This is a genomic window from Pseudomonas sp. PAMC 26793, from assembly GCF_000313235.1.
Lineage (GTDB): Bacteria > Pseudomonadota > Gammaproteobacteria > Pseudomonadales > Pseudomonadaceae > Aquipseudomonas > Aquipseudomonas yamanorum.
In genome coordinates, this window is the sequence record NZ_AMXG01000024.1 from 1 (window position 1) to 20,322 (window position 20,322).

21 protein-coding genes are annotated in these 20,322 nt (G+C 60.4%); 8 read left to right on the forward strand and 13 right to left on the reverse strand.

Annotated elements, in window-relative coordinates:
• Positions 1-354: 354 nt before the first annotated feature.
• The 4 genes from D109_RS0110295 to D109_RS0110310 all read right to left on the reverse strand — a co-directional run bounded on the left by D109_RS0110295 (position 355) and on the right by D109_RS0110310 (position 4,457).
• Positions 355-1,269 (reverse strand): LysR substrate-binding domain-containing protein, encoded by a 915-nt coding sequence (locus tag D109_RS0110295; RefSeq protein ID WP_218187377.1) that lies wholly within the window; start codon positions 1,267-1,269, stop codon positions 355-357.
• 209 nt (positions 1,270-1,478) lie between these two features.
• Positions 1,479-2,783 (reverse strand): C4-dicarboxylate transporter DctA, encoded by a 1,305-nt coding sequence (dctA, locus tag D109_RS0110300; protein ID WP_003207293.1) that lies wholly within the window; start codon positions 2,781-2,783, stop codon positions 1,479-1,481.
• A 98-nt stretch (positions 2,784-2,881) separates the two neighbouring features.
• Positions 2,882-3,757 carry an alpha/beta fold hydrolase gene (locus D109_RS0110305; protein WP_017476810.1) on the reverse strand — a complete coding sequence of 292 codons (876 nt, stop codon included), beginning with the start codon at positions 3,755-3,757 and terminating at the stop codon, positions 2,882-2,884.
• Positions 3,758-3,995: 238 nt separating this feature from the next.
• Positions 3,996-4,457 (reverse strand): VOC family protein, encoded by a 462-nt coding sequence (locus D109_RS0110310; RefSeq protein ID WP_017476811.1) that lies wholly within the window; start codon positions 4,455-4,457, stop codon positions 3,996-3,998.
• A gap of 235 nt (positions 4,458-4,692) precedes the next feature.
• On the opposite strand from D109_RS0110310, the gene D109_RS0110315 reads away from it, so the two are divergent.
• From D109_RS0110315 to D109_RS0110325, 3 genes are read left to right on the forward strand one after another with little or no spacing between them, the layout of a single operon-like run.
• Entirely contained in the window at positions 4,693-5,916 is a 1,224-nt protein-coding gene (locus D109_RS0110315) for an SfnB family sulfur acquisition oxidoreductase (RefSeq protein ID WP_017476812.1), read from the forward strand.
• Between the two features lie 3 nt (positions 5,917-5,919).
• Positions 5,920-6,585, forward strand: coding sequence for a methionine ABC transporter permease (locus D109_RS0110320; protein WP_017476813.1), 666 nt, complete (start codon positions 5,920-5,922; stop codon positions 6,583-6,585).
• Positions 6,586-6,614: 29 nt separating this feature from the next.
• Complete coding sequence (locus D109_RS0110325; RefSeq protein WP_017476814.1) at positions 6,615-7,385, forward strand: MetQ/NlpA family ABC transporter substrate-binding protein; 771 nt, start codon at positions 6,615-6,617, stop codon at positions 7,383-7,385.
• A gap of 38 nt (positions 7,386-7,423) precedes the next feature.
• Here the strand turns inward: D109_RS0110325 and soxR are convergent, their stop codons facing one another.
• On the reverse strand, positions 7,424-7,873 hold the full coding sequence (gene soxR / locus D109_RS0110330; RefSeq protein ID WP_017476815.1) for a redox-sensitive transcriptional activator SoxR: 450 nt from the start codon (positions 7,871-7,873) through the stop codon (positions 7,424-7,426).
• A gap of 84 nt (positions 7,874-7,957) precedes the next feature.
• Here soxR and D109_RS0110335 point away from each other — a divergent pair, with 84 nt between their 5' ends.
• Positions 7,958-8,326 (forward strand): antibiotic biosynthesis monooxygenase, encoded by a 369-nt coding sequence (locus tag D109_RS0110335; RefSeq protein ID WP_017476816.1) that lies wholly within the window; start codon positions 7,958-7,960, stop codon positions 8,324-8,326.
• Here the strand turns inward: D109_RS0110335 and D109_RS0110340 are convergent.
• The 4 genes from D109_RS0110340 to msuE are packed head-to-tail and all read right to left on the reverse strand — an operon-like array spanning position 8,318 to position 12,387.
• On the reverse strand, positions 8,318-9,421 hold the full coding sequence (locus D109_RS0110340; RefSeq protein WP_003210127.1) for a sigma-54-dependent Fis family transcriptional regulator: 1,104 nt from the start codon (positions 9,419-9,421) through the stop codon (positions 8,318-8,320). The two genes, D109_RS0110335 and D109_RS0110340, sit on opposite strands and share 9 nt — an antisense overlap.
• 11 nt (positions 9,422-9,432) lie before the next feature.
• Complete coding sequence (locus D109_RS0110345) at positions 9,433-10,620, reverse strand: acyl-CoA dehydrogenase family protein (RefSeq protein ID WP_017476817.1); 1,188 nt, start codon at positions 10,618-10,620, stop codon at positions 9,433-9,435.
• Positions 10,621-10,668: 48 nt separating this feature from the next.
• Positions 10,669-11,814, reverse strand: a complete 1,146-nt coding sequence (ssuD, locus tag D109_RS0110350; RefSeq protein WP_003210130.1) for an FMNH2-dependent alkanesulfonate monooxygenase — start codon at positions 11,812-11,814, stop codon at positions 10,669-10,671.
• 9 nt (positions 11,815-11,823) lie between these two features.
• Positions 11,824-12,387, reverse strand: a complete 564-nt coding sequence (msuE, locus tag D109_RS0110355; RefSeq protein WP_017476818.1) for an FMN reductase — start codon at positions 12,385-12,387, stop codon at positions 11,824-11,826.
• 397 nt (positions 12,388-12,784) lie between these two features.
• Here msuE and D109_RS0110360 point away from each other — a divergent pair, with 397 nt between their 5' ends.
• The 3 genes from D109_RS0110360 to D109_RS0110370 all read left to right on the forward strand — a co-directional run bounded on the left by D109_RS0110360 (position 12,785) and on the right by D109_RS0110370 (position 16,288).
• The gene (locus D109_RS0110360) at positions 12,785-13,054 is read left to right on the forward strand and encodes a hypothetical protein (RefSeq protein WP_026077871.1); all 270 of its coding nucleotides are present in this window, start codon (positions 12,785-12,787) and stop codon (positions 13,052-13,054) included.
• A 228-nt stretch (positions 13,055-13,282) separates the two neighbouring features.
• Complete coding sequence (locus D109_RS0110365; protein ID WP_017476820.1) at positions 13,283-14,443, forward strand: cysteine desulfurase family protein; 1,161 nt, start codon at positions 13,283-13,285, stop codon at positions 14,441-14,443.
• A gap of 36 nt (positions 14,444-14,479) precedes the next feature.
• On the forward strand, positions 14,480-16,288 hold the full coding sequence (locus tag D109_RS0110370; RefSeq protein ID WP_017476821.1) for an aminopeptidase P family protein: 1,809 nt from the start codon (positions 14,480-14,482) through the stop codon (positions 16,286-16,288).
• On the opposite strand, the gene D109_RS0110375 is transcribed toward D109_RS0110370, so the two are convergent.
• Together D109_RS0110375 and D109_RS0110380 are read right to left on the reverse strand one after the other, a co-directional pair.
• The gene (locus D109_RS0110375) at positions 16,285-16,875 is read right to left on the reverse strand and encodes a 2-hydroxychromene-2-carboxylate isomerase (RefSeq protein WP_026077872.1); all 591 of its coding nucleotides are present in this window, start codon (positions 16,873-16,875) and stop codon (positions 16,285-16,287) included. The two genes, D109_RS0110370 and D109_RS0110375, sit on opposite strands and share 4 nt — an antisense overlap.
• Before the next feature lie 35 nt (positions 16,876-16,910).
• Positions 16,911-17,642 (reverse strand): SDR family oxidoreductase, encoded by a 732-nt coding sequence (locus D109_RS0110380; RefSeq protein WP_017476823.1) that lies wholly within the window; start codon positions 17,640-17,642, stop codon positions 16,911-16,913.
• A gap of 87 nt (positions 17,643-17,729) precedes the next feature.
• On the opposite strand from D109_RS0110380, the gene D109_RS0110385 reads away from it, so the two are divergent.
• Positions 17,730-18,290 carry a TetR/AcrR family transcriptional regulator gene (locus D109_RS0110385; protein WP_017476824.1) on the forward strand — a complete coding sequence of 187 codons (561 nt, stop codon included), beginning with the start codon at positions 17,730-17,732 and terminating at the stop codon, positions 18,288-18,290.
• Positions 18,291-18,302: 12 nt separating this feature from the next.
• Here the strand turns inward: D109_RS0110385 and D109_RS0110390 are convergent, their stop codons facing one another.
• Complete coding sequence (locus D109_RS0110390) at positions 18,303-18,584, reverse strand: hypothetical protein (RefSeq protein ID WP_017476825.1); 282 nt, start codon at positions 18,582-18,584, stop codon at positions 18,303-18,305.
• Between the two features lie 167 nt (positions 18,585-18,751).
• Entirely contained in the window at positions 18,752-19,639 is an 888-nt protein-coding gene (gene rhtA / locus D109_RS0110395) for a threonine/homoserine exporter RhtA (RefSeq protein WP_026077873.1), read from the reverse strand.
• Positions 19,640-20,322 lie beyond the last annotated feature (683 nt).

The window sequence follows — 20,322 nt, forward strand, 5'->3', positions numbered from 1 at the left end:
GGCCAATCCTTGGCTCGGGTGATAGGGATGTTGTTGTAGGTTGGCTGCTCCGCACTGCCTGCGTTCGGCCTCGGGCTTATTGGGGCAGTCAGATCAAAAGCACAGCGGCCTCCCGGCCGGCTTGAGTGTTAGAAGCCAGAGCGAAAGCAGAGCTGCTTTTCTGTGGGAGCGGGCTTGCTCGCGAAAAACCTGAGAGCGCCGCGTTCATCCAGAATGCCCGCGTCATCGTTAACGACCTTCGCGAGCAAGCCCGCTCCCACATTTGGACCGTGCCCGCTTTTGATTTGGCTTTTGCTCTACAACACTCAAGCTGGCCGTTACCGCAACAATGGATATGTACCCAACCCCGACGCGCTAAATCGACAACCCCTTAAAGTGCTCCTGCAAAAACTCCACACACGCCCGCAACTTCCCGGAGTACGCCAACCGCGTCGGGTACACCGCCCACACGTTGGCGCTCTGGGTGTAGTCGTGCAGCACCTGCACCAGTTTCCCCTGTTCCAGCAGCGGCTTCACGTCCCACATCGAGCGTAGCAACACCCCACGCCCATCAAGCGCCCATTGCAAGACAATCTCACCGTTATTGGACGACAACGGCCCGCGCACGCGCACGCTGTCCTGCACGCCATCGCGCTCCAGGTGCCAGATGCCAAACGCGTTATCCCGCTCCTTGAGCACCAGGCAGTCGTGCTGTTCCAGGTCACTCAAGTACTGCGGTGTGCCACGGCGTTCGAGATAGGCGGGCGCCGCACACAGCACCCGGCGGTTGCTCACCAGCCGGCGGCCGATGTGTTGGCCGGGAATGTCGTCGCCCACGCGGATCTCCAGGTCAAAACCCTCGCTGACGATATCCACCACCCGGTCGAACAGGTCCAGGCGAATTTCCAGGTCCGGGTATTGTTCGGCCAGCAGCGACAAGGCTGGCGCCACATGGTTACGGCCGAAACCGAAGCTGCTGCACAAATGCAGGTGGCCGCGGGGGCTGTCGTGGGCATCGGACAGTTCGTCGGACAGTTGCTGGAAATCTTCGAGAATACGCACCGCCCAGCGCTGCACCCGTTCACCGTCTTCCGTCAGGGCAATGCGACGGCTGGTGCGGTGCAGCAGGCGAGTGGCAAGGGTGGTTTCGAGAATCTGGATACGCTTGCTGACATAGGCAGGGGACAACCCCAGCTCATCGGCAGCCGCAGCAAAGCCGGCCTTGCGGATCACAGTCAGGAATACCCGCAGGTCTTCAGGTAGGGGCACGGTATCTTTCTTGTTAGTCATCAGAAACAGGCGTGGCGGCATGAACCGCCAGAATAGCACCGGTGTGGCGAGGGAGCTTCTGTGGTAAGGGAGCTTGCTGTGGTAAGGGAGCTTGCTGTGGCGAGGGAGCTTGCTCCCGCTGGAGTGCGTAGCGCTCCCATCTTTTTTGGGGCCGCTACGCAGCCCAGCGGGAGCAAGCTCCCTCGCCACAGGGGATCGGGGTTTAAGGGTTACTCGGCGGCGATCTTCGCCTGGGCGGCGGCCCGTGCATGGCGGCCGTGCTTGAGGGCGATGGGCGCCATTTTTTCGCGATCCAGTTCACCTTCCCACGCAGCCACCACCAGCGCCGCCACGGCATTGCCGATGATGTTGGTCAGCGAGCGGCATTCAGCCATGAACCGGTCCACACCCAGGATCAACACCATCGCCGCCACCGGCACCGTCGGCACCACCGCGAGGCTGGCGGCCAGCGCGACAAAGCCTGCGCCCACCACTGCACCGGCGCCTTTGGAGGTGAGCATCGCCACCGCCAGCAGGGTCAGTTGTTGCTCCAGCGTCAGGTCGATGTTGGTCGCCTGGGCCAGGAACAGCACCGCCAGGGTCATATAGATGTTGGTACCGTCCAGGTTGAAGGTGTAGCCGGTGGGCACCACGATCCCCACCACGCCTTTGGACGCGCCAAGGCTTTCGAGTTTCTGGATCAGCTGCGGCAGCGCAGATTCGGAGGAGCTGGTGCCCAGCACGATCAACAGCTCGGCTTTGATGTAGGTCAGCAGCTTGAAGATGCTGAATCCTACATAACGGGCAATGCTGCCCAGCACCACGGCGACGAAGAAAAACGCGGTGACGTAGAACGTGCCCACCAGTTTCAACAGCGGCAGCAGCGAACCCAGGCCGTACTTGCCGATGGTGAAGGCGATGGCCCCGAAGGCCCCGATCGGTGCGACGCGACTGATCATCCCGACGATGCGGAAGAATACTTCGCTGGCCTGGTTGATCACGCCCACCAGGGGCCGGCCCTTCTCGCCGATCATCACCAGCCCGAGGCCGAACAGCACTGACACAAACAGCACCGGGAGGATTTCGCCTTTGGAGAAGGCGTCGAAGAAGGTCGTCGGGATCACATGCATCAGGAATCCGGTGACACCTTCGCCGTGTTCGGCCTGGCCGACAAAACCGGCGATGGCCGAGGTGTCGAGGGTTTTCACATCAATATTGAAACCCACGCCCGGGTGCAGCAGGTGCGCGGCAAGGATGCCGATCACCAGGGCGATGCTGGAGACGATCTCAAAGTACAGCAGCGCCTTGCCACCCACGCGGCCCACCTGCTTCACGTCATGCATGCTGGTGATGCCGGAGACCACGGTGCAGAAAATGATCGGGCCGATGATCATCTTGATCAGCTTGATAAACCCGTCGCCCAACGGCTTGAGGTCGATACCCACCTGCGGCCAGTGGTTGCCGATCAACACGCCCAGCACAATGGCGATGATCACCTGCACATACAGGGTTCCCAGCAGTTTTCTGATTGTCATTTTTATTATCTCGAGACGTTTTTTGGGCAAGCAGCTCCCGTCGCAGGCTGTTTCAAGCCAGCGGGGCGGGAGCGGTCAGGTCAGCGGTTCATAACGGCTCAGCGAAGGAAGGCCAGGACTTCGCCGAGCAACAGTTCAGGGGCTTCTTCAGCGATGTAGTGGCCGGCCGGCAGGGCCTTGCCACGTACGTCGGTAGCGACTTTCTGCCATTCCTGGAGGGGGTCGAAGCAGCGGCCGACGGTGCCTTCGGCGCCCCACATCACCAGCAATGGCAGTTCCAGGTGATTGCCTTTGTCGATATCGGCGCGGTCGTGCTCAAGGTCGATGCCGGCAGCGGCGCGGTAGTCTTCGCAAATGCCAGTGGCGGTACCGGGCAGTTTCAGGCAGCGCAGGTATTCGGCGAAGGCTTCATCGGTGAACGGCTTGAGGCCGGCGCTGCGGCTGCCCATGACGCTGCGCAGGTACAGTTCCGGATTGCCCTCGATCAGGCTCTCGGGCAGCGGCGCCGGGCGGATCAGGAAGAACCAGTGCCAGTAGGCGCGGGCGAAGGCTTCGTCGGTCTGGGCGTACATGGCCAGGGTCGGTGCGATGTCCAGCAGGACCATGCGCTGCACGGCCTTGGGATGGTCCAGGGCCAGGCGATGGGCGACTCGGGCGCCACGGTCGTGGGCCAGTACCGAGAATTCCTCGAAGCCCAAGGCCTTCATCAATTCGACGCCGTCGCGGGCCATTTCGCGTTTGGAATAGTGGGTGTGGTGGTCATTGGCGGCGGGCTTGCTGCTGTCGCCGTAACCGCGCAGGTCGGCGGCGACCACGGTGAAGTGTTCGGCCAGTTGCTCGGCGACCTTGTGCCAGATGACGTGGGTCTGCGGGTGCCCGTGCAGCAGGAGCAGGCCGGGACCTGTGCCGCCTTTGCGGTAGCAGATGTCCACGCCGTTGACGTGGCGCTGGTCTTTTTGGAATCCGGCGAACATGGAATGACTCCTTGTGATGATTGCCTGCATCCTGAAATCACACGGCGCCTGGGGCAAGGGGGAAAACGTGGAGGGGTTGTTCATGAAGTGTGTTGAAGCCCGATCTTTCAGGCAGTGCAGGTCAACTGTGGGAGCTGGCTCGCCTGCGATGCAGGCCATTCGGTGTATCAGTCGCACCGAGGTGATGCCATCGCAGGCAAGCCAGCTCCCACAGTTGGGTTGTGTCGCCCAGGCGACTTCATCCTTGCTTGAACAACGCCTCGGCACGCTGGCGAACCTGCGCCTCGGTCAAGTCCTCCTTGCGTGTGGCCAAAAACCACACATGCCCGAACGGGTCTTTCAGTGTCCCGGAGCGGTCACCGTAGAATTGATCCTTGGGTGCTGAAATCGCGGTGCCGCCGGCCTTGATGGCCTGGGCGAACTGTTGGTCGACGTCCTGAACATAGAGATGCAGGCACACACTGGGGTGTTCTTTTCCCGGGCTGCCGAAAGACATTTCGCCACAGGGTGAGGCCATCATGATCGCCGAATCGCCAATGCGCAGTTCGGCATGGCCGATCTTGCCGTCGGGCATGTCCAGGCGCATGACTTCGGTGGCGCCGAAGGCTTTCTTGTAGAACTCGATGGCCTCAGCGGCTTTTTCGATACCCAGGTACGGCGTGATGCTGTGATAGCCCTCGGGAATAGGTTTAACGCTCATATCGTTCTCCTTGATTGTGGTTATGGAGGGACGGCCTTTTCACTATAGGCCACGTGCGCCGTGGCCTGCGGGCAGCCGACGAGGTGTTGGCCAGGCAACAGCAAACCGGCAGTTTGCTGCGCCGTGGGCGGTCTGCCGCGTGTACATCGGGCGCAAATCCTTGTGTTTGAAGGCCTGGCGCCTCAGGCACAGAAGCTGCAATGCCTCAGGTCAATCATTCGCCCGAGAGCGTTGTATGTCCGTACTGCCTGTATCTGCCGATTACCCGATTCACACGCCCCACGCCGAACTGATCCGCGACGAGGCCCAGGCCCTGGCCGTTGCCCATCGGGTCGCCGCCGTGTTGCTGGAACAAGACGCCGAACGTGACCGCACCCGCCAGGTGCCGGCCGAAGTGGTGGATCTGTATTCCAACAGCGGCTTGTGGGGCATCAGCGTGCCTCGCGAGTTTGGCGGCGCCCAGGTGTCCTACGCGGTGTTGGCCCAGGTGATTGCGATCATCTCGGCGGCCGACCCGTCGCTGGGTCAGATCCCGCAGAACCATTACTGCCTGCTGGAAGACATCCGTCTGCAGGGCACCCCCGAGCAGCAGGCGTACTTTTTTGGCCTGGCGCTGGAAGGGCATCGGTTTGCCAATGCACTGTCGGAAACCGCCGGTAAGAACGTCCAAGACATCCAGGCGACCATCCGCCGGCAAGGCGATGGCTATGTGATCAACGGTCGCAAGGGGTATTGCACCGGTTCGCTGTACGCCCACTGGCTGGCGGTGCTGGCGCTGGATGAACAGCAAAATGCGCAGTTGGCGTTCGTGTCCCGCGGCACTGAAGGCTTGGTGGTGGTCGACGACTGGGACAGCATGGGGCAGCGCACCACGTCCAGCGGCACGGTGCTGGCTGATGACTTGAAGGTGCCGGCTTTCAATCTGTTTCCTACTCATCGCTCCTACGATTCGCCGACGCTAGCCGGCCCTTTCGCACAATTGACTACCGCCGCCATCGACGCCGGCATCGCCCGTGCCGCGCTGCGTGACACGGTGCAGTTCGTCCGGCAATTCGCCCGCCCGTGGATTGATGCCGGGGTGGAAAAAGCCAGTGAAGATCCGCTGACCATCATCCAGATCGGCGCATTGGATATTCGTCTGGAAGCGGCGGAAGCCTTGCTGGAGCGCGCCGGAAAAGCCCTGGACGCCGCGCGCCCGGTACCCGATGAAGACAACGTCGCCCACGCTTCCCTGGCGGTCGCCCGAGCCAAGGTACTGACCACTGAAATCGCCATCGAAGCCAGCAACAAGCTCTTCGAACTCGGCGGCACCCGTTCCACTTTGAAGAAACACAACTTCGACCGTCACTGGCGCAACGCCCGGGTGCACACCCTGCATGATCCGGTGCGCTGGAAGTATCACGTGGTGGGCAACTGGTTGCTCAACGGTGCCAAGCCACCGCGTCACGACTGGTCCTGAACCATGGCCGAGCTGTTTAAAAACATCTACTGGGCCGACATCGGCCAAGCCTGCCTGGAAACCTTGAGCATGCTCACTGCGGCCCTGGGTTTTACCGTGCTGTTGGGGTTGCCGCTCGGGGTGGTGCTGTTCCTTACCGGCAAGCGCCAGTTGCACGAAACCCTGGTGGTGTATCGGGTGCTGTCGGTGGTGGTGAACGTGCTGCGTTCGCTGCCGTTCATCATCCTGCTGATTGTGCTGATCCCGGTGACCACCTTGCTGGTGGGCACCTCCCTGGGCGTGCCCGGCACGATTCCGCCGTTGGTGGTGGGCTGTACGCCTTTCTTTGCGCGGCTGGTGGAAACCGCCTTGCGTGAAGTCGACCGTGGTGTGGTGGAAGCCACCCAATCCATGGGCGCCAGCACCTGGCAGGTGATCCGCCACACGCTGTTGCCGGAAGCCCGGGGCGGGCTGCTGGCAGCGGTCACCGTTACCGCGATTGTGCTGGTGGACTACACCGCGATGGCCGGGGTGATCGGTGGCGGTGGCCTGGGCGACCTGGCAATTCGCTATGGCTATCAGCGTTTCCAGACCGACGTGATGGTGATCACGGTGTTGCTGCTGTTGGTGCTGGTGCAGGCCCTGCAAATGACCGGTGACCGTTTGGTGGCGCGTTACAGCCGCCGTTGATTCCTATAACTAATGCCTTCGGAGCAACCATGAAAAAATCCCTGGCCATCTTGGCCGCTGTCTTGTCCTTCAACGCTTTTGCCAACGAGACGCTGGTCGTCGGCGCCACGCCCGTGCCTCACGCCGAGATCCTGGAGTTCGTCAAACCCGTGCTGGCCAAGGAGGGCGTGGACCTGCAAATCAAGGTCTTCACCGACTTCATCCAGCCCAACCAACAACTGGCGCTGAAGAACATTGACGCCAACTACTATCAGTACCGGCCTTTCCTGGATGACTACAACAAAACCCGGCATACCAATCTGGTGCCGGTGGTTGGCGTGCACATCGAGCCGTTTGGTGCCTATTCGACCAAGATCAAAAACATCGCTGAGTTGAAAGACGGCGCCACAGTGTCGATCCCCAACGACCCGGTCAACACCGGCCGTGCGCTGGTGCTGCTGGATGAAGCCGGCCTGATCAAACTCAAGGACCCGAGCAACACCCTGGCCACCCCACGGGACATCGTCGAAAACCCCAAGCACCTGAAAATTCGTGAGTTGGAAGGGGCGTTGCTGGCTCGCTCGGTGAGCCAGGTGGACCTGGCGTTCGTGTTCGCCAACTACGCCCTGGAAGCGGGGATCGACACCAACAGCGCGTTGATCGTCGAGAAGGGCAAGAGCCTGTACGTCGAGTATCTGGTAGCGCGCCCGGACAACATCAACGACCCGGGTATCGAGAAACTGGCCAAGGCGTTGAACTCCGATGAAGTGCGCCAGTTCATCCTGACCCGCTATAAAGGCCAGATAGCCCCCGGTTTCTAAGTCTGATGGAGATCAAAATGTGGGAGCGGGTTTCCTTATCAGGGATTTACGCTGGGCTCCAGCAACTGTGCCCCAGGCCCGCGTTCACCCAGTACGTCATCCTGATTGCGCAGCGGGCACGCCTCCATCGACAGGCACCCGCAGCCAATACAGCCACTGAGTTTGTCCCGCAGCAGCATCAGTTTGTCGATGCGCCGGTCCAGGTCCTCACGCCACAACGCAGACAGGCGCTCCCAGTCAGCGGCGGTGGGCGTGCGGCCATCGGGCAGGGTTTGCAGTGCCTCATGGATCGTCGCCAGAGGGATGCCCAAACGCTGGGCAATCTTGATCACCGCCACCCGGCGCAACACGTCCCGCGAGTAGCGCCGTTGATTGCCGGCGTTGCGGCTGCTCTTGATCAACCCCTTGGTTTCGTAGAAGTGCAGGGCGGTAACGGCGACGCCGCTGCGGGCTGCCAATTGGCCGACGGTGAGTTCTTTGGTGACCATGAAAAAGCCCTTGACCTTGACTTAACTAGAGGTTTTACCCTGCGTGGCATCCAATCGCAAGATTGTGCCTACGGTAAAAGGGGAATGTTCATGCACGTATTAGAGAAGAGTCTGAGTTTCACCCAGATGGTCGAGTTCCAGATCGAACCTCAGCAGCAATCCGCGTTGGTAGCGGCCCTGTCATCCCAAAGCGAGCGCCTGGCCCAGGACCACCGCGGCTTTATCAATGCCAGCGTGCAGGTCAGCGATGATGGCCGCCGGGTGCTCAGCTACTTGCAATGGCGCTCCCGCGAGGACGGTGAGGCGGCCTTCAAGTGTTTTGAGCACGGTGAAGAAGATTTCTGGACGCTGATACGCGCCCACCAGGCCACGGCAGTGACCTTCGGTTCGTTCCAGGTGCTGCGCAGTATCGAGCGCAGCCATGACAACGCCTTGCACTGCCGCCTAAATTGACAGGTGCAGCATGCGCTCGCCCTGTACGTTTTCGCCGGGGCGGCGCTTGTTCACGGCCAGCTCGCCGATCTTGATCAAGCGGGTACGCGTCACGTTGCGGCTCAGGCCCAGCAGGTTGGCGGTGTGCACCTGGTTGTAATGGCTGAAGCGGTAGGCGGCGCGCAGCAGTGCGTCCTCGACCTTTTCATGCAGGGCGCCGGCCTGTTCCTCGAAGAGTTTTTGAAAGGCGCGTTCCAGCAGGGCTTCGGCGCTATTGTCGGTGCCGTGCTGGCTGTCGTCCTGACGCTCGATGCGCATGTTCGACAGGCGCAGGTCGTCGCGTTCGATCACGCCGTTGCGGCAGATCAGCAGGGTGTGATGGATTACGTTTTCCAGCTCGCGGATGTTGCCCGGCCAACTGTAGCTTTTGAGTTTCTGCTCGGCCTCGCGGCTGATCGTGATCGGGCCGTAACCCAGGCGCTGGCTGTAGGCTTCTATAAAGTGCCGGGTCAGGGGCAGGATGTCGCCGGGCCGGTCCCGCAACGGGCTGAGTTCGAGGCTGACCACGTCGAGGCGGTAGTAGAGGTCTTCGCGGAAATGCCCGGCGTTGATAGCTTTTTCCAACTGAACGTTGGTGGCCGCCAATACCCGCACGTCGATGGGAATGCTTTTGCGTGAGCCCAGGCGCACCACTTCGCGCTCCTGGAGTACCCGCAGCAGCTTGACCTGAATCGCCATCGGCAAATCACCGATTTCATCGAGGAACAGGGTGCCGCCGTCGGCCTCTTCGAACCAGCCGGCCTTGGCGCTGAGGGCGCCGGTGAAGGCGCCTTTTTCATGGCCGAACAGCTCGGCTTCCACCAGGGATTCGGAAAACGCGCCGCAGTTTACCGCCACGAACGGCCGGTTGCGCCGGGCGCTGAGGTTGTGGATATGGCGCGCCACCAGCTCTTTACCGGTGCCGGTTTCGCCGATGATCAGCACGCTGGCTTCGCTGGGCGCGACTTGCTGGATGTGCGCCAGCAGCGCCTGGGATTTCGGGTCTTCGAAGACCTGGGCCGTGGCGCGGATCGAGGTCGCAAGAGCGGGCGAGGGCGGTAAGGTTAAAAGCTGCATGGGCACCTCTTCTAGGAGTAGAACGTGGGAATCGGCAGGGACTGGTTCAACGCCCAGTCCCCCAGTTCGTGGAGTTTGTAATCCACCGGATCGTGCAAGGTTTGCGTGCGCAGGTTGCGCCAGTGCCGGTCCAGGCGCAGGGAGGCGTGGGTGGAACGCGCGCCGGTGACTTCGAACAGGCGGCTGCACAGCTCCAGGCCGTTGCGGGTGGCGGCGACCTTGGCGGTGGCGATGGCAATGGCCAGTTCACCGCGCTCGCTTTCGCTGAGGCTCGGGCCTTTGGCCCAGGCCTGGTCCAGTAGCTCGGCGGCACGTTCCACCAGCAGGCGCACGCCTTCAAGGGCGACCCAGAATTCGCCGTAGTGATTGAGCACATACGGGTCCTGGCGGATGTCCTGCACCGTGGATTTATGCCAGGGCCGGGTTTCGGTCAGGGTGTAATTCCGGGCTTCGGCAAAGGCGCCTTCGGCGATGCCGAGGAACATATGGGTGAAGGTCAACTGGGCGATCAGCGGGCGCAGGCAGGCGAAGGGCGTGCTCAGCGGGCCGGGATCGAGGAGCAACTCCGACTCTTCCACCCGTACTCGTTCGAAGCTGGCGCTGCCGCTGTCGGTCTGGCGCTGGCCGATGTTGTTCCAGTCATTGTGCAGGGTGATGCCGCTGCGCCCGCTGGGGATGGCGGCGATCAGCAGTTTGCCGCCGGCGCTTTCATCCACGGCCGATGCAATTAGCATTTCCGAGTCGCTGGCGCCGGAGCAAAAACTCTTCTTGCCGGAGAATTCGTGCCAGCCTTTGTAGGCCTTGACCACCGTGCGCGTGTCCAGCGGGTTGAGGGCGTTGCCCCAGAACCAGTTTTTGCGCGCGGTTTGTTCGAACCAGGGTTGCCATTGCTCCGGGCGGGAGAACAGGCGAACGGTGGCGAGCATCAGGTGATGAAAGCCGAAGACGTGGGCGATGGAGCTGTCGACTTTGGCGAACTCGCGAACGATCTCCAGGGTCTCGCTCCAGCGGGCGCCGAGGCCGCCGTATTGGGTGGGGATGCTCAGGGCCAGCAAGCCGCTTTGGCGCAGCGCGTCACGTTCGGTCTTGGGTGTGCCGCCGCGCTCGTCACGTTCGACGGCGGTGAGGGCAAATTCGGCGGCCAGCAGTTTGGCTGTCTGCAACGGTGAGGGCAGGACGCTGTTGGGTTTGGCTGTCATGCGGGATTCCTCATGGTGTGCCGGGGCGTACCCCCGGCAGACGGCAAGTCAGGCCTTGGCTTTTGCCGGCAGGACGTCGTTGGCAATCATTTCGCCGAACGGTCCGGTGAGGTTGGTGACGCCGCGCCCGGCCAGGCTCGCGTAGGGTTCCGGCAGCAGCGGGAACACCAGTTCGGCAAAGCGATACGCCTCTTCCAGGTGCGGGTAGCCGGAGAAGATGAAGCTTTCGATGCCCAGGTCCGCGTATTCCTTGATCCGCTCGGCAACTTGCTGGGGGTTGCCCACTAAGGCCGTGCCCGCGCCGCCACGCACCAGGCCGACGCCGGCCCACAGGTTGGGGGCGATTTCCAGGTTGTCGCGGCGCCCGTCGTGCAGTGCGGCCATGCGCCGCTGGCCTTCGGAGTCAAAGCGTGAGAAGGATTTCTGCGCGGCGGCGATGGTTTCGTCGCTGATGTGTTCGATCAGTTTGGCGGCGGCTTTCCAGGCGTCTTCTTCGGTTTCCCGCACGATCACATGCAGGCGAATCCCGAACTTGACGGTGCGACCGTGGCGGGCGGCGCGCTCACGCACGTCGGCGAGTTTTTCCGCGACGGCGGCCGGTGGTTCGCCCCAGGTCAGGTACACGTCGACTTGTTCGGCGGCGAGGTCATGGGCAGCGTCCGAGGAACCGCCGAAGTACAAGGGCGGATATGGCTTCTGCACCGGCGGGTAAAGTGCCTTGGCGTTCTGCACCCGCAGGTGTTTGCCTTCGAAGTCCACCGATTCGCCCTGCAACACGCGGCGCCAGATCTTGAGGAATTCGTCGGTCACTTCGTAGCGTTCGCTGTGATCGAGGAAGCTGCCGTCGCCGCGGTTTTCGTCGGGGTCGCCGCCAGTCACCACGTTGATCAACAGGCGGCCATTGGACAGGCGGTCCAGGGTGGCGGCCATGCGTGCGGAGACGGTCGGCGAAATAATCCCCGGGCGAATCGCCACCAGGTAGCGCAGGCGTTCGGTCAGTGGCACCAGCGCCGAGGCGATGACCCAGGAGTCCTCGCAGGAGCGGCCGGTGGGGATGAGCACGCCGTGGTAGCCGAGGTTGTCCGCAGCTTGGGCGACTTGTTTCAAATAGTTGAGGGTGACCGGGCGAGCGCCTTGGGTGGTGCCCAGGTAATGGCCGTCACCGTGTGTAGGCAGAAACCAGAAAACATCCATGACAAATCCTTAAGCGATTTTCAGCAGAGAGGTGGGATGCGCGGCAAACAACGGCGCGGCGCGTTCTGCAGCAAGGCGAATGCGAGCCTTCAAGGGCTCACTGGTTATTTGGTAGTCGGTGAAGTCGGCCTCGGTGGCGTACACGCCAATGGGCAGGGTCAGGGCCTGGAAGAAACTGAACAGCGGGCGCAACTGGTGATCGAGTACCAGGGCGTGGCGTTCGCTGCCGCCGGTAGCCGCCAGCAACACTGGGGTGTTGATCAGGGCGTTGAGGTCGACCAGGTCGAACAGGTGCTTGAGCAGGCCAGGGTAAGAGCCCCGATACACCGGGGCGGCGACGATCAGCAGGTCGGCCTGTTCGATGGCGTGCAGTTGCGCCTCGACGTCGGCGGGCAGTTCCTGGCGTGACAGTGCGCCGCCCAGTGGCCGGGCAATGTCGCCCAGTTCAATCAGGGTGGTCTGGATCGGCAATTGATTGGCCAGTTCGGCCAGCACGGCCTGGGTCAACACCAAGGTGCGGGACGGACGCCAGGTTCCGCCGGAGAGGGCAACGACATTCAGTGGACGAGTCATCAACAGTTCCTTTTTCAACAGTGGCTCAGGGCAAGAGCAGTAGCAGGGCTTGAGCAAGAGCTGTACCAAACCGTGCAGCCCTTGACTGGCGCGGGCTCTGTGCCAGGTGTCGGAAAATGGCGGTGTTGCCTGCCTGGTGTTTTGTTGAAGGGCTGTTGCCTGGGCAACAGTTGCCAGGCGAACAGTGGCGTGCGCGTTGAGGCCATTTATAGAGGGTTGTATTTATTCCGTAAATGAACGTATTTCCATATTTATAGTTCTTTATGGAATATAAGGTGTGGCTATCACGGGTGTCGCAATGGTTGATAGCGACTATCACGGCTGATGATTTTTCACCGTGCAGGGCCGGGAGTAGCCTGTGCTCATTGACTTCAGCCCGTTTCGCAGGACCTTCGCCATGAACCGTTTTCTCGCTATTTCCGTATTGCTTGTCACCTCAGTCCTTGCCGGTTGTGCGACACATTCGTCACCTGAACTGCGTGGGTACACGGCTGAAGAGAGCAAGGAACTGGCGCTGGAAGCCTTGAGCCGTCGGGGCCTGTCATTTGATGAATACCAACAGAAGAAAGCCGAGCTGAGCGGCCAGCCACAGAAAACCTTCGGTTTCGACCGGCAGGGTGAAATGAATGCCGAGCGCGGCGTGACGCTCCACGGTCGTGCCAGTTGAGTCAGTGGCCAGGTCTGAAGAACCCGAGGTTTCCCACAGGAACCTCGGGTTTTTTGTTTGCCATCCGTTTCCCGGAGCCTGTTAAGCTGAATTTCAGGAGCGTTCCTACGCACTTTTAAATAAAGTGGTCTTTCTTTAACGGCACGGGATCAGGTAAACCATCTTCCTTCCTGATCGCTGCCCCTGAGACGTTGTTCTCGGGAACATGCTCTGCGAGTCTTTAACGTCATGAATAAACGTCCGCTGTATTTCGACTACGCCGCCACCACGCCGGTGGATGAGCGGGTCATCCAGGTGATGGTCGAGTGCCTGGGCTTCAACGCCAACTTCGGTAACCCTGCGTCCAGTTCCCATGCGTTCGGCCAACGGGCCCGGCAAACGGTTGAACAGGCGCGAGGCCAGGTGGCTGAGCTGGTCGGCGCGGAGCCGGCACAGATCGTCTGGACCTCCGGTGCCACCGAGTCCAACAACCTCGCCATCAAGGGCGTTGCCCAGGCGCGAGGCGTGGCCGGCGGGCACATCATCACCAGCCAGATTGAACACAAGGCCACGTTGGATACCGCCCGCCAGCTGCAGGAAGCCGGGGTTACGGTGACGTACCTGGTGCCGGACGCCGAGGGTTTGATCAGCGTTGAGGCGGTGAGCGAAGCGTTGCGTGAGGACACCTTCCTGGTGTCGCTGATGCTGGTGAACAACGAGCTGGGCACCCTTAACGATATCCAGGCGATTGGCGCGCGAGTGCGTGAACACGGTGCGTTGTTTCACGTGGATGCGGCGCAGGGCGCGGGCAAGGTCGCGATTGACCTGGCTGAGTGGCCGGTGGACCTGATGTCATTTTCCGCACACAAACTCTATGGTCCCAAGGGTATCGGCGCGCTGTACGTCGGCCCACGTGCGCAGCAGAAAGTGTTGGCGCAGATTCACGGCGGTGGTCATGAAGGCGGCTTGCGTTCCGGCACCCTGGCGACTCACCAGATTGCCGGCATGGGGACTGCGTTTGCACTGGCGGCAGCGTCCTTTGCCGAAGAGAAGGCGACCATTGTTGCCTTGCGCGAGCGCTTGCTGGAACAGCTGAATACGATTGCCGGGGTGCGCCTCAATGGCAGCCTTACCCAGCGTATTCCCCACACCTTGAGCCTGACGTTCAGCGAAGGCGAGTTCAATTCCGCCGCGTTGAGTGCCGGCATCGCCTTCTCGGCCACTTCGGCCTGCAATTCGGCAAGCAATGCTCCGTCCCACGTGCTTCTGGCTCTGGGCCATGATGCCCGCAGCGCAGGTCGCACCATTCGCTTGAGCCTCGGGCGGTTTACCACCGAGCAGGACATCGATCAGGCGGTACGGCTGATCAAGGCCGCACTGGCCAGCGCACCGGCTTTCTGGGCCGTTTGACCCCATAACAATTATTAGTGGTTAGCAGGAGACACGATGAGCACACAGCCTTTGACCCATGGAACGGTTCCCCAGCGCCTGGCGCACACCCGCGAACTGATGAGCCGCGAGGGCATTCATGCCCTGTTGGTGCCGTCGGCCGACCCGCACTTGTCCGAATACCTGCCGGGTTACTGGCAGGGCCGTCAGTGGTTGTCGGGTTTTCATGGTTCGGTGGGTACGCTGATTGTCACCGCCGATTTCGCCGGTGTATGGGCAGACAGCCGCTATTGGGAACAGGCGACCAAGGAACTCAAGGGCAGCGGTATCGAGTTGGTCAAGCTGCAACCCGGTCAGCCCGGGCCGCTGGAGTGGCTGGCGGAACAGACGCCAGAAGGCGGTGTGGTGGCCGTGGATGGCGCGGTCATGGCCGTTGCATCGGCTCGCACTTTAGGCAGCAAGCTGGAGGCACGTGGTGCACGCTTGCGTACGGATATCGATCTGTTGAATGAAGTCTGGCAAGACCGTCCGACCTTGCCGAACCAGCCGATCTATCAGCATTTGCCGCCTCAGGCCACCGTCAGCCGTGGCGAGAAGCTCGCAGCCCTGCGTGCCAGCTTGAAGGAGAAGGGCGCCGACTGGCATTTCATCGCGACCCTGGACGACATTGCCTGGCTGTTTAACCTGCGCGGCGGCGACGTTTCGTTCAATCCGGTGTTTGTGTCCTTTGCCTTGATTGGCCAGCAGCAGGCGACGCTGTTTGTGGCCTTGAGCAAGGTCGACGCCGAGCTGCGCGCCGTGCTGGAACAGGATGGCGTGACCCTGCGGGATTACAGCGAAGTTGCGGCGGCGTTGCAGGACATTCCTTCGGGCGCCAGTGTGCAGGTCGACCCGGCACGGGTGACTGCTGGCTTGCTGGAGAACTTGGGCAGCGGCGTGACGCTGATCGAAGGGCTTAACCCGACCACCTTGGCCAAGTCGCGCAAAAGCCTGGCGGACGCCGAGCATATTCGCCAGGCCATGGAGCAGGATGGCGCAGCGCTGTGTGAATTCTTTGCCTGGCTCGACAGCGCGTTGGGCCGTGAGCGCATCACCGAACTGACCATTGATGAACACCTGACAGCGGCCCGTACCCGTCGTCCGGGTTATGTGTCGTTGAGCTTCAACACGATTGCCGCGTTCAATGCCAATGGCGCGATGCCGCACTATCACGCGACTGAAGAAGAGCACGCGCTGATCGAAGGCGATGGGTTGCTGCTGATCGACTCGGGTGGCCAGTACTTGGGCGGCACGACCGATATCACGCGGATGGTGCCTATCGGCACGCCAAGCGAAGAGCAGAAGCGCGACTGTACGCGAGTGCTCAAGGGGGTGATTGCCTTGTCTCGCGCGCATTTCCCCAAAGGCATTCTCTCGCCGCTGCTGGACGCCATTGCCCGCGCGCCGATCTGGGCTGAAGGCGTGGACTACGGCCACGGCACCGGCCATGGCGTAGGCTATTTCCTGAATGTGCATGAAGGTCCGCAGGTGATCGCCTACCAAGCCGTCGCTGCGCCGCAAACGGCGATGCAGGCAGGCATGATTACGTCCATCGAGCCGGGCACTTACCGTCCGGGCCGTTGGGGCGTGCGCATCGAGAACCTGGTATTGAACCGTGAAGCGGGCAAGACCGAGTTTGGCGAGTTCCTCAAGTTCGAGACACTCACCCTGTGCCCGATCGACACCCGTTGCCTTGAGCCGTCGCTGCTGACGGTGGAAGAGCGCCAGTGGTTCAACGACTACCATGCGCAAGTGCGCGAGCGCCTGAGTCCGCTGCTCAGTGGCGCTGCGCTGGAGTGGTTGCAGGTGCGTACGGCCGAGATCTAGCTCAGCGCTTCACGCACAAAGTCCAGGCGATCCTGGCCAAAGAACAGCTGGTTGCCGACAAACAGGCTGGGGGCACCGAATACGCCAAGTTCGATGGCGTGTTCGGTGTTGTCCTTGAGGGCGGCCTTGACCTCATCATCATTGGTTAGCGCCAGGATTTCTTCGGGATCAAAGCCGTGTTCGGCCAGCACTGTGGCTACCACGGACAGGTCTCCCAAGTGACGGCCCTCTACCCAAAGTGCGCGGAACAGGCAGTCGATGGAGTCGAGAAAGCGCTCGGGCTGACGCATTTGAATGCCGGTGACCGCACGCATCAGCAGCAAGGTGTTGATGGGAAAGTGCGGATTGAACTTGAGCGGGACGTTGTAGCGCTGGGCATAGCGCGCCAGGTCCTGGAACATGTAGCGGCCCTTGGCGGGAACGGTGGCCGGTGACGCGTTGCCGGTGGCTTTGAATACGCCGCCCAGTAGCATTGGCTTATAAATCAACTGGGCTCCGGTTGCCGCGCACAGGCCTGGAAGCTGGGTATAGGCCAAATAGGTGGCCGGGCTGCCGAGGTCGAAAAAGAACTCCACGGTTTTACTCATGCTGGGTACTCGCTGTTTATTGTTATGGGGCGTGCTTACCAGGGTTCATTCCAGGGGCGCAGGTCCAGCTCGAAGGTCCAGGCGTCCCGCGGCTGGCTATGCAGGTACCAATAGTTATCGGCAATGTGCTCGGGGTTGAGAATACCGTCCTGATCCTTGAGGGCGTATTTTTGCGGGAAGTTGTCGCGGATGAAGTCAGTGTCGATGGCGCCATCCACGACCACGTGGGCGACGTGGATATTGCGCGGGCCCAGTTCGCGAGCCATGCTTTGCGCCAGTGCGCGGATCCCGTGTTTGGCTCCGGCGAATGCGGCAAAGCCGGCGGCGCCACGCAAGCCGGCGGTAGCACCGGTAAACAGGATGGTCCCGCGATTACGGGTGACCATGCGCTTGGCCACTTCCCGGGCGTTGAGGAAGCCTGAGAAACAGGCCATCTCCCAAATCTTGAAGTACTTGCGGGCGGTTTCTTCCAGGATACTGCACGGCACATTGGCGCCAATGTTGAAGACAAAGGCTTCTATGGGCCCCAACTCGGTTTCAATCTGTTCGATCAGGGCGATAACGTCCTCTTCCTTGCGGGCATCGCAGGCAAAGCCATGCGCTTCTCCACCTGTCGCCTGGATGCTTTCCACCAAGGGTTGCAGTTTATCGGCGCTGCGCCGGGTAACGCAGGCGACATAACCCTCTCGGGCAAAGCGCCTGGCGATGGCGCCACCGGTGGCATCGCCGGCACCCACTACCAGTACGATTTTCTTGTTGTTCGTCATGGGAGATCCTTTAGTAAACGATCGTTTGCCAAACGAACGTTATGCTACGATCCCGCAGGCGTCAAGCGGACAACAGAGAGGGAAGTGATGCGATATTCGGCCAGTCATAAGCAGGAAACCAAAGAGAAGCTGCTGCATAGCAGTGCCGCCTTGGCTAAGAAAGAAGGGTTTGCCAGCGTCGGGGTGGATGGCTTGATGAAAGCCATTGGCTTGAGTGGCGGTGCCTTTTATAGCCACTTCGCCTCGAAGGACGAATTGTTCAGTTCGATTGTCGAGCGTGAATTGAGCCATAGCCTTGAACGCTTGAATGGTAATGGTGTGCAGAGTCGGGAACGGCTGGATCGCTGTTTGAAGTTCTATTTGAGCATGGCCCATGTGGAGCAGTCGGAGGCGGGCTGTGCGTTGCCGAGCCTGGGGGCGGAGATTGCGCGGTCTGATGTGGCGGTACGCCAACAGGCGCAGGACTGGATTTGCCGATTGCAGGCGGGCTGGGCTGCAACGCTGGGCAGCGAGGATTTGGCTTGGTCGATTCTGTCGCAATGCATCGGCGCCCTGGTGGTGGCGCGGATGATGGTCAGCCCTCAGGTGCAGGCGCAGGTCCTGTCATCGAACTACGATGTGCTCAGTCAACAGCTGTCGAGGCTGTGAGAGCGTCGACAGTTATTTGCAGATGACGATCATGCTTCGGCTGGTGTAGCCGGCGGGGTTGAGGCCGAACGGGTAGTCGCCTGGGTCTTCGGCGTTGTCGCCTGACTTGGCAATGACTTTATAGCCTTTGGCGCCGCATGAATTGGCTGCACTGGCGTAGCACTTGTCCCAGGAGGAGGACAGGCCCGAGCAGTTGATATGCAGCCCCTTCTTTCCCCGTTTCACTTCGGTCTTGGTGGTCGCGGCACAACCTGCGATTGCCACAATCATGAACAGCATCAAAATTCGCTTCATTCCTATCCTTAATAGCCGCCCCGCTTAGCTGCACGAAGCTGGCTTTACTCGCTCTCGAGTGTAGCGTTCATGATGTCCTTATCTAAATTCTCCATGAGTGACACTGGGTTACGGTTTAAACATGGCCTAATTGAGCGGCAAATGCCAGAGCTACGTAAAATCCTGAATCAATCTGCGGGAACGAGTGGCTTTGATTCGTTACGCATGGTCAGGGTTGCGCCAACCGAGGCCAGGATAATGCAGGTGATCGCTAGCCACTGCGCCAAGGATAAGTGTTCTTGAAGGAAAAACAGGCCGGACAGGGCGCCGAATGCGGGCTCGATACTCATCAAGGTTCCGAATGTGCGGGCGGGCAGGCGAGTCAGAGCGACCATCTCCAGGGTGTAGGGCAGGGCGGTGGATAAAACGGCGACACCAATGGCGATCGGGATCAGGGAGGGAGTGAGTAATGCCGTGCCCGCGTGGACGATTCCGATCGGCGCGACAAACAGTGCGGCAATCATTACACCCAGGGCGGCGGTCTGTACGCCGTTGTCAGCGCCGGCCTTTTGGCCGAACAAAATATAGAGCGCCCAGCACACACCTGCGCCCAGTGCGTAAGCGGCGCCTGTCAGGTCGATGCCGTTGCTGGCTTCTCCTATGGGAATCAGCAGCAGAAGGCCAATGATGGCCAAGGCTATCCAGAGAAAGTCCACGGCGCGCCGCGAAGCATAAATGGCGACGGCCAGTGGGCCGGTGAATTCCAGGGCCACTGCGATGCCTAGCGGAACGGTCCGCAGCGACATATAGAAGAGGAAGTTCATTCCGCCCAGGGCCATTCCGTAAACGACCACGGTCTGTAGCGACTTGGCTGTGAGCTTGGCGCGCCATGGGCGTAATAGAAGCAACATGATCACGCTGGCGAAAATCAGGCGCAGGGTGGTGGTGCCTTGGGCGCCCACAATGGGGAACATGCTTTTGGCGAGTGATGCGCCTGATTGAATGGAGGCCATGGCAATGAGTAGCAGGCCGACCGGAAACAATGTCGAAGCCAGGCTACGGGGTGAAGTGGTCATTGAGGGTGTTCGTCCGAGGTTGTATTTAAAGAAGCAGAAGTGGCTATGATGCTTAACTGCGTGGCGATGAGCAATATATTGCTCAGCTTGTCCTGTGTTTCTCTATATATAGGCAGATTTTACGATTGTCGGGATGGATTGATAGAAACGCTAAATTAAGGGTTGACGGCAGATTCTGGAAGTCTATAATTCGCCCCACTTCCGGCGCAGTCGAAACGGAAAACTCCTTGGTAAACAAAGAGTTATGTAGGTTTCGACAGCGAGTTGCTTCAGGTCATCGAAGCCCAGAAGGAGTTAGTAAGGCCGTGTTGTTTGCCCTATTAACGGTTCGATCTTCTCGGTCGAAAGCGGAGAAAAAGAGGTGTTGACAGCAGCGTGTAACGCTGTAGAATTCGCCTCCCGCTAACGAGAGATCGGAAGCGCAAGTGGTTGAAGTTACAAAGGAAACTTTGAAAACTTCTGAAAATAATCACTTGACAGCAAATGAGGCTGCTGTAGAATGCGCGCCTCGGTTGAGACGAAAGATCTTAACCAACCGCTCTTTAACAACTGAATCAAGCAATTCGTGTGGGTGCTTGTGGAGTCAGACTGATAGTCAACAAGATTATCAGCATCACAAGTTACTCCGCGAGAAATCAAAGATGTAACCAACGATTGCTGAGCCAAGTTTAGGGTTTCTTAAA

Excerpts from the sequence above, each read along its gene's own strand:
- D109_RS0110310 (WP_017476811.1), bottom strand. The coding sequence starts at position 4,457 with ATGAGCGTTAAACCTATTCCCGAGGGCTATCACAGCATCACGCCGTAC.
- D109_RS0110335 (WP_017476816.1), top strand. The coding sequence starts at position 7,958 with ATGTTCATGCACGTATTAGAGAAGAGTCTGAGTTTCACCCAGATGGTC.
- dctA (WP_003207293.1), bottom strand. The coding sequence starts at position 2,783 with ATGACAATCAGAAAACTGCTGGGAACCCTGTATGTGCAGGTGATCATC.
- D109_RS0110320 (WP_017476813.1), top strand. The coding sequence starts at position 5,920 with ATGGCCGAGCTGTTTAAAAACATCTACTGGGCCGACATCGGCCAAGCC.
- D109_RS0110315 (WP_017476812.1), top strand. The coding sequence starts at position 4,693 with ATGTCCGTACTGCCTGTATCTGCCGATTACCCGATTCACACGCCCCAC.
- D109_RS0110385 (WP_017476824.1), top strand. The coding sequence starts at position 17,730 with ATGCGATATTCGGCCAGTCATAAGCAGGAAACCAAAGAGAAGCTGCTG.
- D109_RS0110370 (WP_017476821.1), top strand. The coding sequence starts at position 14,480 with ATGAGCACACAGCCTTTGACCCATGGAACGGTTCCCCAGCGCCTGGCG.
- D109_RS0110295 (WP_218187377.1), bottom strand. The coding sequence starts at position 1,269 with ATGACTAACAAGAAAGATACCGTGCCCCTACCTGAAGACCTGCGGGTA.
- D109_RS0110305 (WP_017476810.1), bottom strand. The coding sequence starts at position 3,757 with ATGTTCGCCGGATTCCAAAAAGACCAGCGCCACGTCAACGGCGTGGAC.
- D109_RS0110375 (WP_026077872.1), bottom strand. The coding sequence starts at position 16,875 with ATGAGTAAAACCGTGGAGTTCTTTTTCGACCTCGGCAGCCCGGCCACC.
- D109_RS0110340 (WP_003210127.1), bottom strand. The coding sequence starts at position 9,421 with ATGCAGCTTTTAACCTTACCGCCCTCGCCCGCTCTTGCGACCTCGATC.
- rhtA (WP_026077873.1), bottom strand. The coding sequence starts at position 19,639 with ATGACCACTTCACCCCGTAGCCTGGCTTCGACATTGTTTCCGGTCGGC.
- D109_RS0110380 (WP_017476823.1), bottom strand. The coding sequence starts at position 17,642 with ATGACGAACAACAAGAAAATCGTACTGGTAGTGGGTGCCGGCGATGCC.
- ssuD (WP_003210130.1), bottom strand. The coding sequence starts at position 11,814 with ATGGATGTTTTCTGGTTTCTGCCTACACACGGTGACGGCCATTACCTG.
- D109_RS0110390 (WP_017476825.1), bottom strand. The coding sequence starts at position 18,584 with ATGAAGCGAATTTTGATGCTGTTCATGATTGTGGCAATCGCAGGTTGT.
- msuE (WP_017476818.1), bottom strand. The coding sequence starts at position 12,387 with ATGACTCGTCCACTGAATGTCGTTGCCCTCTCCGGCGGAACCTGGCGT.
- D109_RS0110345 (WP_017476817.1), bottom strand. The coding sequence starts at position 10,620 with ATGACAGCCAAACCCAACAGCGTCCTGCCCTCACCGTTGCAGACAGCC.
- D109_RS0110365 (WP_017476820.1), top strand. The coding sequence starts at position 13,283 with ATGAATAAACGTCCGCTGTATTTCGACTACGCCGCCACCACGCCGGTG.
- D109_RS0110360 (WP_026077871.1), top strand. The coding sequence starts at position 12,785 with ATGAACCGTTTTCTCGCTATTTCCGTATTGCTTGTCACCTCAGTCCTT.
- D109_RS0110325 (WP_017476814.1), top strand. The coding sequence starts at position 6,615 with ATGAAAAAATCCCTGGCCATCTTGGCCGCTGTCTTGTCCTTCAACGCT.
- soxR (WP_017476815.1), bottom strand. The coding sequence starts at position 7,873 with ATGGTCACCAAAGAACTCACCGTCGGCCAATTGGCAGCCCGCAGCGGC.